Source organism: Pseudomonas sp. PDM28, assembly GCF_019219115.1.
GTDB classification, from domain to species: domain Bacteria; phylum Pseudomonadota; class Gammaproteobacteria; order Pseudomonadales; family Pseudomonadaceae; genus Aquipseudomonas; species Aquipseudomonas laurylsulfatiphila.
In genome coordinates, this window is record NZ_JAHUWG010000003.1 from 535225 (window position 1) to 550628 (window position 15404).

Consider the following 15404-nt stretch of genomic DNA (forward strand, 5'->3'; position numbering starts at 1 on the left):
ACCGCGGCGCCTGAATCGCTGGCAAGCCAACTCCCACAGGACCGAGTCGCAACACCTGCTGTCGTCTTATCCCAATAACAAGAATTCCGGGAGCCCGCCATGTCGGTCGATCCGCAACAATTGCTGCGCGAGCTGTTTGCCACAGCCATCGACGCGGCGCATCCGCAACAAGTCCTCGAAGCCCATCTGCCTGCCGACCGCAGCGGTCGCGTGATCGTCATCGGCGCCGGCAAAGCCGCAGCCGCCATGGCCCAGGTGGTCGAGCGTTGCTGGCAGGGCGAAGTGTCAGGCCTGGTGGTGACCCGTTACGGTCACGGCGCCCCTTGCGAAAAAATCGAAGTGGTCGAAGCCGCGCACCCGGTACCGGACGCTGCCGGCCTGGCCGTGGCCAAGCGTGTGCTGGAACTGGTCAGCGACCTCAACGAATCCGACCGCGTGATCTTCCTGCTCTCCGGTGGTGGCTCTGCCCTTCTGGCACTGCCGGCCGAAGGCATCACCCTGGCGGACAAGCAGTCGATCAACAAAGCCCTGCTCAAGTCCGGCGCGACCATCGGCGAGATGAACTGCGTGCGCAAGCACCTCTCGGCGATCAAGGGCGGCCGCCTGGGCAAAGCCTGTTGGCCGGCCACTGTCTACACCTATGCGATTTCCGATGTACCGGGCGATCTGGCCACGGTCATCGCCTCCGGCCCTACCGTGGCCGACCCGAGCACCTCGGCCGAAGCCCTGGCGATCCTCAAGCGTTATGCCATCGAGGTTCCGGCTTCGGTGCGCACCTGGCTGCAAAGCCCCGAGTCGGAAACCGTCAAACCCGGCGATCCGAGCCTGGCACGCAGTCACTTCCAATTGATCGCCCGTCCGCAGCAATCCCTTGAAGCGGCGGCAGTGAAATGCCGTCAGGCCGGGTTCAGCCCGCTGATCCTCGGCGACCTCGAAGGCGAATCCCGCGAGGTGGCGAAGGTCCACGCAGGCATCGCGCGACAGATCGTCCTGCACGGTCAGCCGCTGGCGGCGCCCTGCGTGATTCTCTCGGGCGGCGAAACCACCGTCACCGTGCGCGGCAATGGCCGCGGCGGGCGCAACGCCGAGTTCCTGCTGAGCCTGACCGACAGCCTCAAAGGCCTGCCCGGCGTCTACGCACTGGCCGGTGACACCGACGGCATCGACGGCTCGGAAGACAACGCCGGCGCAATCATGACCCCGGACAGCTACGCCCGCGCCGCCGCAAAGGGCCTGAGCGCCAGCGACGAGTTGGACAACAACAATGGCTACGGCTACTTCGAGGCGCTCGACGCCCTGATCGTCACCGAGCCGACCCGAACCAACGTCAACGACTTCCGCGCCATTCTGATCCTTGAGAGCACTAAACATGACGCCTGACAAAAAGGTCAAAATCCTCGCCACGCTCGGCCCGGCCATCGACGGCATCGACGACATCCGTGAGCTGGTGCTGGCCGGGGTCAATATCTTCCGCCTGAACTTCAGCCATGGCGATCACGCCGACCACGCCCAGCGTTTCCAGTGGATTCGTGAAGTCGAGCGCCAACTGAATTATCCATTGGGCATCCTGATGGACCTGCAAGGCCCGAAACTGCGGGTCGGAAAGTTCGCCGAAGGCAAGGTGCAACTGGTACGCGGCCAGGCCTTGCGCCTGGACCTCGACGCCACGCCGGGCGATGAGCGCCGGGTCAACCTGCCCCACCCGGAAATCATCGCCGCGCTGGAGCCGGGCATGGACCTGCTGCTGGACGACGGCAAGTTGCGCCTGCGGGTCGTGACCAAATACGCCGACGCCATCGACACCACCGTGCTCAATGGCGGCGAACTGTCGGACCGCAAAGGCGTGAACGTACCGCAAGCGGTGCTCGACCTGAGCCCGCTGACCGCCAAGGATCGCCGCGACCTGACCTTCGGTCTGGAGCTGGGCGTGGACTGGGTCGCGCTGTCGTTCGTGCAACGTCCCGACGACATCCGCGAAGCCCGCAGCCTGATCGGCGACAAGGCCTTCCTGATGGCCAAGATCGAGAAACCCTCAGCTGTCGAACAACTGCGCGAGATCGCCGAATTGAGCGATGCGATCATGGTCGCCCGGGGTGACCTGGGCGTAGAAGTGCCGGCCGAAAGCGTGCCGCAGATCCAGAAGAACATCATCAGCACCTGCCGTCAGCTCGGCAAACCGGTGGTGGTGGCCACGCAGATGCTGGAGTCGATGCGCTTCTCGCCGGCGCCCACCCGCGCCGAAGTCACAGACGTCGCCAACGCCGTGGCCGAAGGGGCGGACGCGGTGATGCTGTCGGCGGAAACCGCGTCCGGCGAATACCCGCTCGAAGCCGTGCAGATGATGAGCAAGATCATCCGCCAGGTGGAAAACGGTCCGGACTACCAGACTCAACTCGACGTCAGCCGACCGAAAGCCGAAGCCACCGTTTCCGACGCGATCAGCTGCGCCATTCGCCGTATCAGCAACGTGCTGCCGGTGGCGGTGCTGGTCAATTACAGCGAATCCGGCGCGTCGAGCCTGCGTGCGGCGCGGGAGCGGCCGACCGTGCCGATCCTCAACCTGACGCCGAACCTGCAGACCGCCCGTCGCCTGAGCGTGGCCTGGGGTGTGCACTCGGTGGTCAACGATCGCCTGCGCCAGGTCGATGAAGTCTGCTCCACAGCGCTGGAGATCGCCCAGGCCCAAGGCATGGCGCAGCGTGGCGACACCTTATTGATCACCGCCGGTGTGCCCTTTGGGCAGCCGGGATCGACTAACTCTCTGCGTATCGAGACATTGATCTAGCGCCCATACCGGCCTCATCGCGAGCAAGCTCGCTCCCACAGTTGATTTGTGTACGGCACAAATACAATGACTGAGCAAAGACTCAATGTGGGAGCGAGCTTGCTCGCGATGCAGGCAACTCGGTTTCACTGACTTTCAGAACTGCCATGCCTGCCAATCACTTCAACACCCACTGCCCCGACTGGGCCGAAGCCTTGCTCAACGGCTTCAGCCAGATCTTTCTCCAGCGTAATCCGCTGTGCGGCCTGCTGTGTCTGTTGGCCATTCTGTTCACTGCGCCCGCCTTGCTGGGCGGCGCCTTGCTCGGCGGTGTCGCCGGGTTGTTCACCGCGCAACGTCGCAACTACGCCAAGGCTGACCGTCAGGCCGGGTTGTTCAGCTACAACGGCGTTCTGCTCGGTCTATTGCTGAGCCTGTACTTCCCTTGGTCGGCGATGATGCCGCCGCTGATTCTGGCCGCCGGTGGCCTGAGCGCGATGTTCACCCAGCAGTGGCTCAAGCGCGTCCGCCTCAGCCAATACCTCCCCGCCTACACCACGCCATTCGTGGTGCTGAGCTGGGTGTTGCTGTGCTTCGCCACGCCCTCGACAGAGGCGCACTTGATCGAGGTCAGCACCCTGAACATGCTCGCCGCCCCTTTCAAAGGCATCGGCCAGGTGATGTTCCTCGGTCATCCGCTGGCCGGTGTGATGATTGCCGCCGGTTTGCTGATCGCTGATCGCCGCGCCTTCTGCTGGGCGTTGTTGGCGTCTGTCGCGGGCATGGGCTGGAGCCTGCTGCAGCACGACTTCTACACCGCACTGCTGGGTCTCGGCGGCTACAACGCCGTACTCGCCGCCCTCGCCTTCAGCTCGCAGCGTCGCCAACCGTGGCTGCCGCTGGTTGGCATCGGCCTGGCGCTGTTGCTGACGCCGGTGTTTGCCGCCATTGGTCTGCCCACGCTGACCGCGCCGTTCATTCTTGGCTGCTGGCTGATCCGCACGGTTGTTCAGATGCTCGGCAAAGCCCGGGTCGAAAGCGCGCCTTGCGCTACCGGGGAGAATCAACCTAGGCTGCGCTGATCATCGAGTCAGGCGTTATCCATGGACAGCAACAAACACTGGCGTGAAGACCTTTACGTCATGATTTTCCAGACCGACACCCAGGCGGGTCGGCGCTTCGACGGCATCCTGCTGCTGATCATCCTCGCCAGCCTGGTGATCGTGATGCTCGACAGCATCGACAGCATTCACCGCAACTACGCCGATGTACTCGCCTATATCGAGTGGGGCTTCACGGTGATCTTCCTCGGCGAGTACATCCTGCGCCTGTACTGCTCGCCCAAACCCCTGCGTTACGCCTTCAGCTTTTACGGACTGGTGGACCTGCTGGCCATTGTGCCCGGCATCCTCGCGCTGTATTACGCCGATGCGCAGTATCTGCTGATTATCCGGATCATCCGCATGCTGCGGATTTTCCGCGTACTCAAGCTCAGCCCTTATCTCAAGCAAGCCAACTACCTGATGTCGGCGCTGCGCGGCAGCAAGCAGAAAATCGTGGTGTTCCTGGTCAGCGTCTGCACACTGGTGACGGTATTCGGCACGCTGATGTATGTGATTGAAGGCCCGGAACACGGCTTCACCAGCATTCCCAAAGGCATCTATTGGGCTATCGTGACACTGACCACCGTGGGCTTCGGCGACATCGTGCCAAAGACGCCGCTGGGCCAGGTTGTTTCGTCGCTGGTGATGATCACCGGTTACTCGATCATCGCCGTGCCAACCGGGATTTTCACTGCTGAACTGGCCAACGCCATGCGCGGCGATCAGCTTCAACACGACTGTCCGGTGTGCAAGAAAAACAGCCACGAACACGGTGCTGCATTCTGCTCCCGTTGCGGCAATGCACTGTTCAAAAAACTGGAATAAGCAAAGAGCTTTTTAATCTTTAAAGGTCTATGCGAGCACGGTTATAGTCGCTGGCAAAATGCCCCATCTTTTATATAGAACAAGGATTGCGCAGTGAAAAAACTCTTTGGCGCCTCACTTCTCGCCGCTGGCCTGGCCCTGGGCAACATCGCCCAGGCTGCACCGACGCTGCTCAACGTTTCCTACGACGTGATGCGCGATTTCTACAAGGACTACAACACTGCGTTCCAGAAACACTGGCAAGCCGAGCACAACGAAAACATCACCCTGCAGATGTCCTTCGGCGGCTCCAGCAAACAGGCGCGCTCGGTGATCGACGGTCTGCCGGCGGATGTCATCACCATGAACATGGCCACCGACATCAATGCCCTGGCGGACAACGGCAAACTGGTTCCGGAGAACTGGGTCACGCGCCTGCCGAACAACAGCGCGCCATTCACCTCGGCCACCGTGTTCATCGTGCGCAAGGGCAACCCGAAAGCCCTGAAAGACTGGCCGGACCTGCTCAAGGATGGCGTGCAAGTCATCGTGCCGAACCCGAAGACTTCGGGGAACGGTCGCTACACCTACCTCTCGGCCTGGGGTTACGTGCTGAAAAACGGCGGTGACGAGAACAAGGCCAAAGACTTCGTCGGCAAGCTGTTCAAGCAAGCGCCAGTACTCGATACCGGTGGCCGCGCCGCCACCACCACCTTCATGACCAACCAGATCGGCGACGTGCTGGTGACCTTCGAGAACGAAGCGGAAATGATCGCCCGCGAGTTCGGCCGTGACCAGTTCGAAGTCATCTACCCAAGCGTTTCCGCCGAAGCCGAGCCACCGGTGTCGGTGGTCGACAAGACCGTCGACAAGAAAGGCACCCGCGCCGCCGCCGAGGAATACCTGAAGTACCTGTGGTCGCCGCAAGGCCAGGAGATCGCTGCCGCCAATTACCTGCGCCCGCGTGACCCGGCCGTGCTGGCCAAGTACACCGACCGTTTCCCGAAAGTGGACTTCCTGTCCGTCGAGAAGACCTTCGGTGACTGGCGTACCGTGCAGAAGACCCACTTTAACGATGGCGGGGTTTTCGACCAGATTTATGCGCAATAAACACCTGTAGGAGCGAGCTTGCTCGCGATGGACGTCAACGATAATGCGTTTTTTCTGAATAAACGCGTTGACCGTGACTCCATCGCGAGCAGGCTCGCTCCTACAGGCAAGGCCATTCGGCGGACGACACACGCGTCCGCCAGTCATTCCGCAATGGAATGATAGCTATCACTCCAATCCCGCTTCCGCCGTTTCAGTCAGGCCGTTAGCCTGCGCGCATTCCTTTCCGTACAGCGAGACCCGTTATGAACCCAGCGACCCAGGCGCCCCGCGACACCGCGACAATGACCCGAGGCATGGTGCTGCTGTTCGCTTTCTGCTGCGGCGCCATTGTCGCCAACATCTACTACGCCCAGCCGATCATCGGCCTGATCGCCCCGGACATCGGCCTGAGCAACACCATGGCCAGCCTGATCGTTTCCCTGACCCAGATCGGCTATGCACTGGGGCTGTTTTTCCTGGTGCCGCTGGGGGATCTGCTGGAGAACCGCCGGTTGATGATCATCACCACCCTGGTGGCGATTGCCAGCCTGCTGGGTGCGGCGTTCACCGATCAGCCGAACGTGTTCCTGCTGATTTCGCTGTTGGTGGGGTTCAGCTCGGTTTCGGTGCAGATCCTGATTCCACTGGCCGCACACCTGGCGCCGGAGGAAACCCGTGGCCGTGTGGTGGGCGGGATCATGGGCGGTTTGCTGCTCGGCATTCTGCTGGCCCGGCCCGTGTCCAGTGTGGTGGCCGATCACTTCGGCTGGCGCGCGATGTTTGTGATTGCCGCGGTGTTGATGGCGGCCATCAGCATCGTGCTGGCCGTGACCATTCCCAAGCGTGAGCCCGATCACAGCGCCTCCTATGGCCAGTTGCTGGGCTCGCTGTGGACGCTGTTGCGCAAGCAACCGGTGCTGCGTCAGCGGGCGTTTTACCAGGGCTGCATGTTTGCCACTTTCAGCCTGTTCTGGACCGCCGTGCCGCTGGAGCTGGCGCGCAATCACGGTTTGTCGCAAAGCGAAATCGCGATTTTCGCCCTGGTCGGGGCCATCGGCGCCATCGCCGCCCCGATCGCCGGACGCCTGGCCGATGCCGGCCACACCCGCATCGCGTCGTTGCTGGCCCTGCTGTTCGCCAGCCTGAGTTTTATGCCGGCGTTCATCCATCCGGCCTACAGCGTCATCGGCCTGGCCGTGACCGGCGTGGTGCTCGATTTCTGCGTGCAGATGAACATGGTCCTCGGCCAGCGTGCGGTGTACGCCCTCGACGGCAAAAGCCGCAGCCGCCTGAATGCGCTGTACATGACCAGCATCTTCATCGGCGGCGCCTTCGGCTCTTCGGTGGCCAGCGCAGTGTACGAACAGGGCGGCTGGTTGTGGATCGTGATTGTCGGCAGCGCGTTTCCGCTGCTGGCGTTGTTGCGGTTCCTGAGTGTTTCGCCGAAGGCATCGTTGGCGACGGCTTAAAACCGTTGACTTGCGACATCCTCAAGATTTGGCACAAGGACCCTCAATGGACCGCCTCGGCGCAATGGAAACCTTCGTCTACGTGGTGGAAACCGGCTCGTTTTCCGCCGCGGCACGACGCCTGAGCATCGGCCAACCGGCCGTGTCGAAAACAATCGCGCAACTCGAATCACGTCTGGCGGTGCGGTTGTTGCTGCGCTCGACCCGCGGCCTGACGCCTACCGAGGCCGGGCTGGCCTTTTTCGAACGGGCCAAGCGTGCCATCGAAGAAGCCGACGAGGCCGACAACGCCGCACGCGGTTCCGCCAGTGGGCTGAGTGGCAACCTGCGTATCTGCGCGCCGGTCACCTTCGGTCGGCTGCACATCGTTCCGCACCTGGGCCCCTTCCTGGCGCAACACCCGGAGCTGAACATCGACCTGATGCTCGACGATCGCAACGTTAATCTGGTGGAAGAAGGCGTCGATATCGCCCTGCGCATGGGCGTGTTGAGCGACTCGGGTCTGACCGCGCGCAAGATCGCCGAATGTCGGCGCATGGTACTGGGTACGCCAGCGTACTTCGAAAAACACGGCGACCCCACCTGCCCCGCCGACCTGTCCAAGCATCAGGCAATCGTCTACACCCTCGGTGACGGCGCAAATTGGCAATTCAACAAGGCCGGCGAGAAGCAATCGGTGATCGTCAGCGGCCGGATCCGTGTCAACGCCGCCGAAGGCCTGCGTGAAGCCGTGCTGGCCCATCAAGGACTGACCATGGCCTCGCAATGGATGTTTGCGCCAGAACTGGCCGACGGTTCGGTCCGGGAAGTGATGAAGGACTGGGCATTGCCGAACCAGGACCTGTGGGCTGTGTTCCCTACAGGCAGGATGGCCAGCACCAAGGCTCGGGCGTTTGTGGAGTATGTGCAGGGGTTGTTGAAGAACGAGGTTTGAAGCCATAGGTTTCGTTTATTGCGATTTTCGATTAATTCGAATAGCCTGCTGAAATCGATTATTCAGAAATTGGAAGCCGTCATGTCGACCGTCATTCATCCGCCAATCAATTTGCCTGCGAAACACGAAATACAGGCCGCAATCGAGGGGCAACGCACCCTGGCTGCCTATCTCGCCACCCAGTTCGAAACTCAGCACATCCAGATATTCGATGAGCAGAACGAAGCACATAACATCGAACTGCCCACCTCGGCGCTCCGTTTGCTAGTCGATATTCTGGCGGAACTCGCAGCAGGTAACGCTGTGAAAGTAGTCCCGGTTCACGCTGAACTGACTACGCAAGAAGCGGCAGACCTGCTCAATGTCTCACGTCCACACCTGATCAAACTGCTCGAATCCGGCGAACTGTCCTACCACAAAACCGGCAAGCACCGACGTGTGCGTTTTGCCGATTTGATGGACTATAAAAACCGGCGCGACACCGCCAGCGAGCAGGCAATGCTGCTTCTCGCCGAGCAGGCACAGGCGTTAAGGACAGGATACGAGTGAGGCACTCTTCATTTACCGCTGTATATGACGCTTGCGTGCTTTACCCCGCGCCCTTGAGAGACTTTCTGATGTGGCTAGCGCTCTCCGGGCTTTTCAGGGCGAAATGGTCAGTGGCAATACACGATGAATGGAAACGCAATCTGCTGAAAAACCGCCCGGATCTCAACGCCACGCAATTGAATCGCACCTGCGAGCTAATGGATCTGGCGATTCCCGACGCCTGCGTGTCGGGATACGAAGCTTTGATACAGGGACTGACGCTGCCCGATGCGGATGACCGACATGGCCTGGCGGCTGCCATTCGTAGCAACGCCAGCGTCATTGTCACCTTCAATCAGAAAGACTTCCCCCGCACCGCGCTGCAACCTTATGGCATCGAGGCCCAGCACCCCGACGAGTTCGTCAATGACCTTTTCGACCTGGATCCGGCAGCAGTGGTCGCCGCGGCACAACGACAGCGCAAGCAACTGAAGGCCCCACCGATGAACACTGACACTTATCTCGATCTATTGTTACGTCAAGGCCTGGTTCAGTCGGTCAAGGCATTGAACAGTTTCCGGGCAATGCTTTGAAAATCACCACGATGCTCTATCAACCACGCATCCAGGGAGTGCCCGACATGGGTCAACACCGGCGACTTCGGCTGCAACTCGACGATGCACTGCAACGTCAGGCACAGCGGGATTGCTCGTCAATACAGGCCAGCAAGCATTCGACCGTGGACTCCAACGGCCCGGAGTTGTCGAGCACGTGCGCGGTCGGGTCGTCGGCCAAAAGCCGTTCGTTGAATCGCGCATTGCGCGCCAGACGCTGATCGATCTCGATCAACGACTCTCGCCCGCGCTCCAGCAAGCGATGGCGCAGTACCGCTTGATCCACAGTCAACAACAGCACCAATACGTCTGGATAGCGCTGGCGTGTGTTCTGCAAATGCCCCCGAGAGCCATTGACCAGCACGTCCTCGCCGGCAGCCAACCAATCGTCGATTTCCCGCGGGATGCCATAGGACAACCCATTGGCGTGCCAGCTCAGAGCAAACGCGCCCTGAGCTTCCATATCGGCAAACTGCTGCGCACTGACACCCAGCGCCGCCTCGCCCACGGCTTCAGCCGAGCGGGTAATGACCCGGCGCACGATACGGCAGCCGCGTTCGACCAACCGCGTTCGTGCGGCATCCAGCAGGCTGTCCTTGCCCGAACCTGAAGGCCCGATGAGATAGATCAACCTGCCCGCCATCAAAACACCCTCTTCATTTGTCGCCACACTTGCTGGAGCACCGGCAAACCATCCTGACTGCGCTTGCACCCGATCAACCCCGCTGGCCCGGCGAATGATCCATCACCTGCATCCGTTGCACCAGCAGGTTTTCCACCCGATCACGGTATAGGCTCAGGGTGTTCGACCAGTGCCGGTTAAAAACTGTTACCCATGTGCTTGAACTGTTTTGTTACCTATGTGGGTGAGTCATACCCTGCGATCTTTTTATTTTGATTTTTGACCATGTCGAAGAGGCGGAAGATCAAGATCAAAAGATCGCAGCCTTCGGCAGCTCCTACAGGGGGCGTGTGTTTAGCCGTAAGAGATTGGTCGGCAAAAAAGGCCGTCCGCGTACAACCCCACCACTCAACAGGCCGAGCGTTAGCTCGCCTGCCGCTCTTGATCTTGATCCACCCGCCCCCTCGGCAGGCTGAGCGCAGGTGTTCATCCGGGGATGGGCGCGCAGCGCCGTTCGACGCAGTCGAACTCATTGCATGTAGGTCGAAGCGAAGCCGACCGGAGGGCAATGCCCCCGGATGAATACCGGAGCGAAGGAACCCCGAGCCTCAGCGAGGGGCCGTACGTTCGGGGCGAGCGTTTTTTGCTTACTTTTTTAGGCGCTTGTAAAAAAGTGAGTCGCCGTAAGGGCGAAACCATAAGCCGCCGTTACCGCAGCAATGGATATGTACACGATCAGCCAAAGACAGGTCGGCTGTCAGGCCGCCATCGCTGGCAAGCCAGCTCCCACAGGGTTCAGCATCAGCCCGGCAATCACATTCGGCAGGCACAAAAAAGCGACCCGAAGGTCGCCTTAGTGCGTTACTGCCCGAATTGCCGTCCCAGCCCACCCGGTACACCGTGAATATCAGTCTCCTCCCACGGCCCCTTCGGACTGATGGACCGGCTCCAGCCGTTATCCCAACGGTAATAGGTACGCTGGCGATAAAAGGTATTGGGCTGATCATCAAGCACATAAACCCCAAGCTTCGGATCCCAATGGCTATTGCCCCCCGGTGGTGGCGCAAAGCTGGCTGACGTGCGCGGCAACGGCTTGGCAGGTTTTACCGGAACAGACGGCTTGCTCGGTACCGGCGACGTCGATGGCGTAGGACTGGGCTGCGACCGCGGAATCGGCGGCGGAGCCGTTTGCTCCGGTGGTCGCTGGACCGCACAAGCGCTTAACCCCAAAACGACGCTGAGCAGGGCAATACGAGCGATGGCGGTCATGGTAGCGTTTTCCTGTTATTTGTCCGGGCTGTCGATGGTCAATGTTTGCGGCGCGGTGGTGCTGCTGGCCAAAGGCTGGCTGCGACCGATCCACTCGCCGGCGGTCGGTTTGCCAGCACGGGAAATGCGCGCAACCAGTTGGACTTCAGGGAAGTTCGACAGTTTCAATTGCGGCATCATCGCGTCGGCATCGCTCAGCTCGACGGTCACCGGCAGGTCGGCCACGGTCATGCGCTTGACCGCCAGCGGGGCCGGTGGACCGGAGACCGCACGGGCGAAGATGAACACGCTGTCGCCAGGCTGGACCTTGGTTTTGAGCTCCGCCGCCAGATCGACGCTGACCTTGAGCAACGCCGCGGTCTTGGCCGCCGGTGCTTGCGCAACCTTGCCACCACTGGCCACCAGTTTCTCCGTGGCCCGGGTGATCCCGCCTTGCAGCGCCTCCCGGGATGGGTCGTCCGGCGGCAACTGCGCCAACAGGCGATTCCAGTAATCGATGGCGTCCTGATAACGTTCGCCTTCAAACGCGGCAATGCCGAGCAAGCCAAGGCTGGTGACTTCTTTCGGATCGGCCTTGAGCGCTTCGTCGGTCAGGGCCTGGACCTTGTCCGACCACTTCTTGCCATCGGCGAAGTACTGGGCCTGGGCCCATTGACCGAGCAGTTCGGGCTGACGACCGGCCAGGTTCACCGTGCGCTCGAACATCTTCGCCGCGTCCGCCGGGCGATCCTGAGCCATGTAGGTTCGGCCGAGGAAGTACATGCCTTCGGCGGAGTCCGGTTGAGCGGCGACCACACGCTCCAGGCGCTGGGTCATTTCTTCCATCGACTTGGGTGCCTGGGAGAATTCGCGGGTCAGTTCGACCTTGTCGCTGGCGCCGTAATGCATGTACAGCCCCAGGCCCAGCACCGGCACCAGAACGGCGGCCAGCAACGGCAGGGGTTTGCCCAGTCGCGACACCCGCGGCGCGTCGACACCTTCGGTGTCCGCCAGCAACTCACGGGCCGCTTCGGCGCGACCGGCGTCCATTTGCGCCGCGTCGAGCACGCCCTCTTCCTGCTGAGTCTGCAACTCAGCCACGCGCTCCTGATAAAGCGCGACGTTCAAGGCGGTACGATCCTCTTCACGCTGGGCACGACGGCTGCGCAAAACCGGGATCAACAGAAAACTCAGGGCAACCAGAAGCAGCAGACCTGCAGCGAGCCAGAAATCAATCATTCTTGGTTTTATCCAACAGGTGGTCGAGGCGCGAGCGCTCCTCGGCAGACAGCGAGCCCGGGGTGTCGGCGCGTTGTACGCGACGACGGCGGACGATCACCGCGATGATCACGACGCCCCCCAGCAACAGGCCGGCGGGGCCGAACCAGAGCAAGGCAGTCTTGGCGTTCAACGCAGGTTTGTAGCGGACGAAGTCACCGTAGCGGTCGACCATGAAGTCGATGATCTGCTGGTTGTCCTTGCCCTCGCCGAGCATGCGGAAAATCTCTTTGCGCAGGTCGGCGGCAATCGGTGCGTTGGAATCGGCAATGTCCTGGTTCTGGCACTTGGGGCAACGCAGCTCCTTGGTCAGCTCGCGAAAACGCTCACGGTCACCTTCCTTGGCAAACTCATAGGTGTCGATGGCCGCGTGGGCCACACCGGCCATGCTCAAGCCCAGGACAGCGGCAGCAATCCAGCGCTTCATGGCTTGGCCTCGTCGACCAGCGCCTGGTACTTGCCCGCCAGTTTTTCGCGCCAGACCTGCTCGTCGATCACGCCGACGAACTTGTCACGAATAATGCCCCTGGCGTCGATGAAGAAGGTCTCCGGCGCGCCGTACACGCCGAGATTCAGGCCCAGCGAGCCTTCGTCGTCACGGATGTCCAGTACATACGGGTTGTGGAAGTCCGTCAGCCACTTCAAGGCATCGGCGTTGACGTCCTTGTAGTTGATGCCGTAGATCACCACGCCCTGCTGGGCCAGCTTGTTCAGCACCGGGTGCTCGACCCGGCAGGAAATGCACCAGGTGCCCCAGACGTTGACCAGCGCCGGCTTGCCCAGAATGTCGGCGCGGGTCAGGGTCTTGTCGCCCTGCACCGCTGGCAAGGAAAACTCCGGGAACGGCTTGCCGATCATGGCCGAAGGCAACTCGGCCGGATCCAGGTACAACCCACGGTAGAGAAACACGGCAACCACCAGAAAAATCGCCAGTGGCAACAACATCAACCAACGCTTCATGCAGTGGCTCCCGACATGCCCAGTGCTTCGCGCACGCGGCTTTTTACCTTGACCCGATAACGCCGATCCAGCGCCGCCAGCAAACCACCGAAGCCGGTCAGCAAACCACCGAACCAGATCCAGCGCACGAAGGGTTTGACGTGTACGCGCACAGCCCAGGCGCCGTTACCCAGCGGTTCACCGAGGGCGACATAGAGGTCACGAGTGAAGCCGGCGTCGATGCCCGCTTCGGTCATCACCGAGTTCTGCACGGTGTACAGGCGTTTTTCCGGGTGCAGCACGCTGATTTCCTTGCCGTTGCGGATCACCCGGACGGTGCCCTTGTCGGACGTGAAGTTCGGGCCTTCGAAGTGCTTGGCGCCTTCGAAGATGAAGTGATAACCGGCCAGGTCCATGGACTCGCCCGGCGCCAGGCGCAGGTCACGCTCGGCACTGTTCTGGCTCGACAGCACGACACCCAGCGCACACACGGCAATACCGAGGTGCGCAATCTGCATGCCCCAGTAACTGCGGGTCAGGGTTGGCAGGCCTTTGATCAGGCCTTTGTGGCGGGTCTTGTCGACAATGTCACGCGCACCGGCCAACAGCACCCAGGCGGCGAGCATGAAGGTCGCGAGCACTGCCCAGTTGAAGTCGCCGTACGCGACGCCAGCCACCACGGCCATGGCCGCACTGCCGAGCAATACCGGCGTCAGCATGCTCACCAGCCATTTCACCGGGGTGTCTTTCCAGCGCACGATCACGCCGACCGCCATCACCACCATCAACAACGCCATCAACGGAATGAACAGCGCGTTGAAGTACGGCGGGCCGACCGACAGCTTGGCGCCGGTCATGGCATCGAGAATCAGTGGATACAAGGTGCCGAGCAGAATCATCGAGGCGGCCACCACCAGCACCAGGTTGTTGCCCAGCAGCAGGGTTTCCCGGGACCAGAGGTTGAAGCCGACCTGGCTCTTGACCACCGGCGCGCGAAGGGCGAACAGCGTCAATGAACCGCCGACCACGAACAGCAGGAAAATCAGGATGAACACGCCGCGCTCCGGATCGGAGGCAAAGGCGTGCACCGAGGTCAACACGCCGGAACGCACGAGGAAGGTGCCCAGCAGGCTCAACGAGAACGCAGCGATGGCCAGCAATACGGTCCAGCTCTTGAACACGCCACGTTTTTCCGTGACCGCCAACGAGTGAATCAATGCAGTGCCCACCAGCCAAGGCATGAACGAGGCGTTTTCCACCGGGTCCCAGAACCACCAGCCGCCCCAGCCGAGCTCGTAGTACGCCCACCACGAGCCGAGGGTGATGCCGATGCCGAGGAAGGCCCAGGCCACGATGGTCCACGGACGCGACCAGCGCGCCCACGCGGCATCCAGGCGACCGCCCATCAGCGCGGCGATGGCGAAGGCAAAGGCCACCGAGAAACCGACGTAGCCCATGTACAGCATCGGCGGGTGCACGATCAGGCCGATGTCTTGCAGCAGTGGGTTGAGGTCGGCACCGTCGCTGGGCATTTGCGGCAGGATGCGTTTGAACGGATTGGAGGTCATGATCAGGAACAGCAGGAAACCGGTGCTGATCATGCCCATTACCGCCAGCACACGGGCCAGCATGACCTGTGGCAACTGCCGGGAGAACACCGACACCGCGAAGGTCCAGCCACCGAGAATCAAAGCCCACAACAGCAGGGAACCCTCGTGGGCACCCCACACCGCGCTGAATTTGTAGTACCACGGCAAGGCGCTGTTGGAGTTGTTGGCCACATAGGCCACGGAGAAGTCATCGACCATGAAGGCGTAGGTCAGGCAACCGAAGGCAAACAGCAGAAAGCTGAACTGCCCCCAGGCGGCCGGCTGGGCCAGGCTCATCCACAGGCGGTCACCGCGCCAGGCACCGAACAGCGGGACCACGGCCTGGGCCAGGGCGAAGCACAGGGCCAGGATCATCGCCAGATGACCCAGTTCGGGAATAAAGATGCCGGATGTCATGGA

Annotated in this window: 15 protein-coding genes; 9 read left to right on the top strand and 6 right to left on the bottom strand. The window is 61.4% G+C overall.

The annotated features are described in order from the left end of the window. Positions 1–99: 99 nt before the first annotated feature. The 9 genes from KW841_RS08905 (at position 100) to KW841_RS08945 (ending at position 9287) form a co-directional block, all read left to right on the top strand. Entirely contained in the window at positions 100–1380 is a 1281-nt protein-coding gene (locus KW841_RS08905) for a glycerate kinase (protein ID WP_007971416.1), read from the top strand. After that, positions 1370–2785, top strand: coding sequence for a pyruvate kinase (gene pyk / locus KW841_RS08910; protein ID WP_007971417.1), 1416 nt, complete (start codon positions 1370–1372; stop codon positions 2783–2785). Before KW841_RS08905 ends, pyk begins: the two co-directional genes overlap by 11 nt. Positions 2786–2931: 146 nt before the next feature. After that, positions 2932–3846: an urea transporter gene (locus KW841_RS08915; RefSeq protein ID WP_218475312.1), complete on the top strand. Its 915-nt coding sequence runs from the start codon at positions 2932–2934 to the stop codon at positions 3844–3846. A 21-nt stretch (positions 3847–3867) separates the two neighbouring features. Next, on the top strand, positions 3868–4692 hold the full coding sequence (locus tag KW841_RS08920; protein ID WP_218475314.1) for an ion transporter: 825 nt from the start codon (positions 3868–3870) through the stop codon (positions 4690–4692). A gap of 93 nt (positions 4693–4785) precedes the next feature. Further along, a complete protein-coding gene (locus tag KW841_RS08925) occupies positions 4786–5781 on the top strand; it encodes a sulfate ABC transporter substrate-binding protein (protein ID WP_217835968.1) in 996 nt (331 codons plus the stop codon). Between the two features lie 245 nt (positions 5782–6026). After that, positions 6027–7232 (top strand): MFS transporter, encoded by a 1206-nt coding sequence (locus tag KW841_RS08930; protein WP_218475316.1) that lies wholly within the window; start codon positions 6027–6029, stop codon positions 7230–7232. A gap of 46 nt (positions 7233–7278) precedes the next feature. Then, complete coding sequence (locus KW841_RS08935) at positions 7279–8166, top strand: LysR family transcriptional regulator (protein ID WP_218475319.1); 888 nt, start codon at positions 7279–7281, stop codon at positions 8164–8166. An 81-nt stretch (positions 8167–8247) separates the two neighbouring features. Further along, positions 8248–8715, top strand: a complete 468-nt coding sequence (locus KW841_RS08940; RefSeq protein WP_218475322.1) for a helix-turn-helix domain-containing protein — start codon at positions 8248–8250, stop codon at positions 8713–8715. Continuing rightward, entirely contained in the window at positions 8712–9287 is a 576-nt protein-coding gene (locus tag KW841_RS08945; protein ID WP_218475324.1) for a PIN domain-containing protein, read from the top strand. The genes KW841_RS08940 and KW841_RS08945 overlap by 4 nt, the downstream gene beginning before the upstream one ends. Positions 9288–9384: 97 nt before the next feature. Here the strand turns inward: KW841_RS08945 and phnN are convergent, their stop codons facing one another. The 6 genes from phnN to KW841_RS08975 all read right to left on the bottom strand — a co-directional run bounded on the left by phnN (position 9385) and on the right by KW841_RS08975 (position 15401). After that, positions 9385–9951 carry a phosphonate metabolism protein/1,5-bisphosphokinase (PRPP-forming) PhnN gene (phnN, locus tag KW841_RS08950; RefSeq protein WP_218475326.1) on the bottom strand — a complete coding sequence of 189 codons (567 nt, stop codon included), beginning with the start codon at positions 9949–9951 and terminating at the stop codon, positions 9385–9387. An 840-nt stretch (positions 9952–10791) separates the two neighbouring features. After that, positions 10792–11199 carry a hypothetical protein gene (locus KW841_RS08955; protein WP_218475328.1) on the bottom strand — a complete coding sequence of 136 codons (408 nt, stop codon included), beginning with the start codon at positions 11197–11199 and terminating at the stop codon, positions 10792–10794. 15 nt (positions 11200–11214) lie between these two features. Continuing rightward, positions 11215–12417 (bottom strand): c-type cytochrome biogenesis protein CcmI, encoded by a 1203-nt coding sequence (gene ccmI, locus KW841_RS08960; protein WP_218475329.1) that lies wholly within the window; start codon positions 12415–12417, stop codon positions 11215–11217. Then, the gene (locus tag KW841_RS08965) at positions 12410–12883 is read right to left on the bottom strand and encodes a cytochrome c-type biogenesis protein (RefSeq protein ID WP_104449888.1); all 474 of its coding nucleotides are present in this window, start codon (positions 12881–12883) and stop codon (positions 12410–12412) included. Before KW841_RS08965 ends, ccmI begins: the two co-directional genes overlap by 8 nt. After that, positions 12880–13416, bottom strand: coding sequence for a DsbE family thiol:disulfide interchange protein (locus tag KW841_RS08970; protein WP_218475330.1), 537 nt, complete (start codon positions 13414–13416; stop codon positions 12880–12882). The genes KW841_RS08965 and KW841_RS08970 overlap by 4 nt, the downstream gene beginning before the upstream one ends. Next, the gene (locus tag KW841_RS08975) at positions 13413–15401 is read right to left on the bottom strand and encodes a heme lyase CcmF/NrfE family subunit (protein WP_218475331.1); all 1989 of its coding nucleotides are present in this window, start codon (positions 15399–15401) and stop codon (positions 13413–13415) included. The genes KW841_RS08970 and KW841_RS08975 overlap by 4 nt, the downstream gene beginning before the upstream one ends. Positions 15402–15404: the final 3 nt, after the last annotated feature.

Coding starts and splice junctions, on each gene's coding strand:
- pyk (WP_007971417.1), top strand. CDS start 1,370: ATGACGCCTGACAAAAAGGTCAAAATCCTCGCCACGCTCGGCCCGGCC.
- KW841_RS08975 (WP_218475331.1), bottom strand. CDS start 15,401: ATGACATCCGGCATCTTTATTCCCGAACTGGGTCATCTGGCGATGATC.
- ccmI (WP_218475329.1), bottom strand. CDS start 12,417: ATGATTGATTTCTGGCTCGCTGCAGGTCTGCTGCTTCTGGTTGCCCTG.
- KW841_RS08930 (WP_218475316.1), top strand. CDS start 6,027: ATGAACCCAGCGACCCAGGCGCCCCGCGACACCGCGACAATGACCCGA.
- KW841_RS08935 (WP_218475319.1), top strand. CDS start 7,279: ATGGACCGCCTCGGCGCAATGGAAACCTTCGTCTACGTGGTGGAAACC.
- KW841_RS08905 (WP_007971416.1), top strand. CDS start 100: ATGTCGGTCGATCCGCAACAATTGCTGCGCGAGCTGTTTGCCACAGCC.
- KW841_RS08955 (WP_218475328.1), bottom strand. CDS start 11,199: ATGACCGCCATCGCTCGTATTGCCCTGCTCAGCGTCGTTTTGGGGTTA.
- KW841_RS08940 (WP_218475322.1), top strand. CDS start 8,248: ATGTCGACCGTCATTCATCCGCCAATCAATTTGCCTGCGAAACACGAA.
- KW841_RS08965 (WP_104449888.1), bottom strand. CDS start 12,883: ATGAAGCGCTGGATTGCTGCCGCTGTCCTGGGCTTGAGCATGGCCGGT.
- phnN (WP_218475326.1), bottom strand. CDS start 9,951: ATGGCGGGCAGGTTGATCTATCTCATCGGGCCTTCAGGTTCGGGCAAG.
- KW841_RS08915 (WP_218475312.1), top strand. CDS start 2,932: ATGCCTGCCAATCACTTCAACACCCACTGCCCCGACTGGGCCGAAGCC.
- KW841_RS08970 (WP_218475330.1), bottom strand. CDS start 13,416: ATGAAGCGTTGGTTGATGTTGTTGCCACTGGCGATTTTTCTGGTGGTT.
- KW841_RS08920 (WP_218475314.1), top strand. CDS start 3,868: ATGGACAGCAACAAACACTGGCGTGAAGACCTTTACGTCATGATTTTC.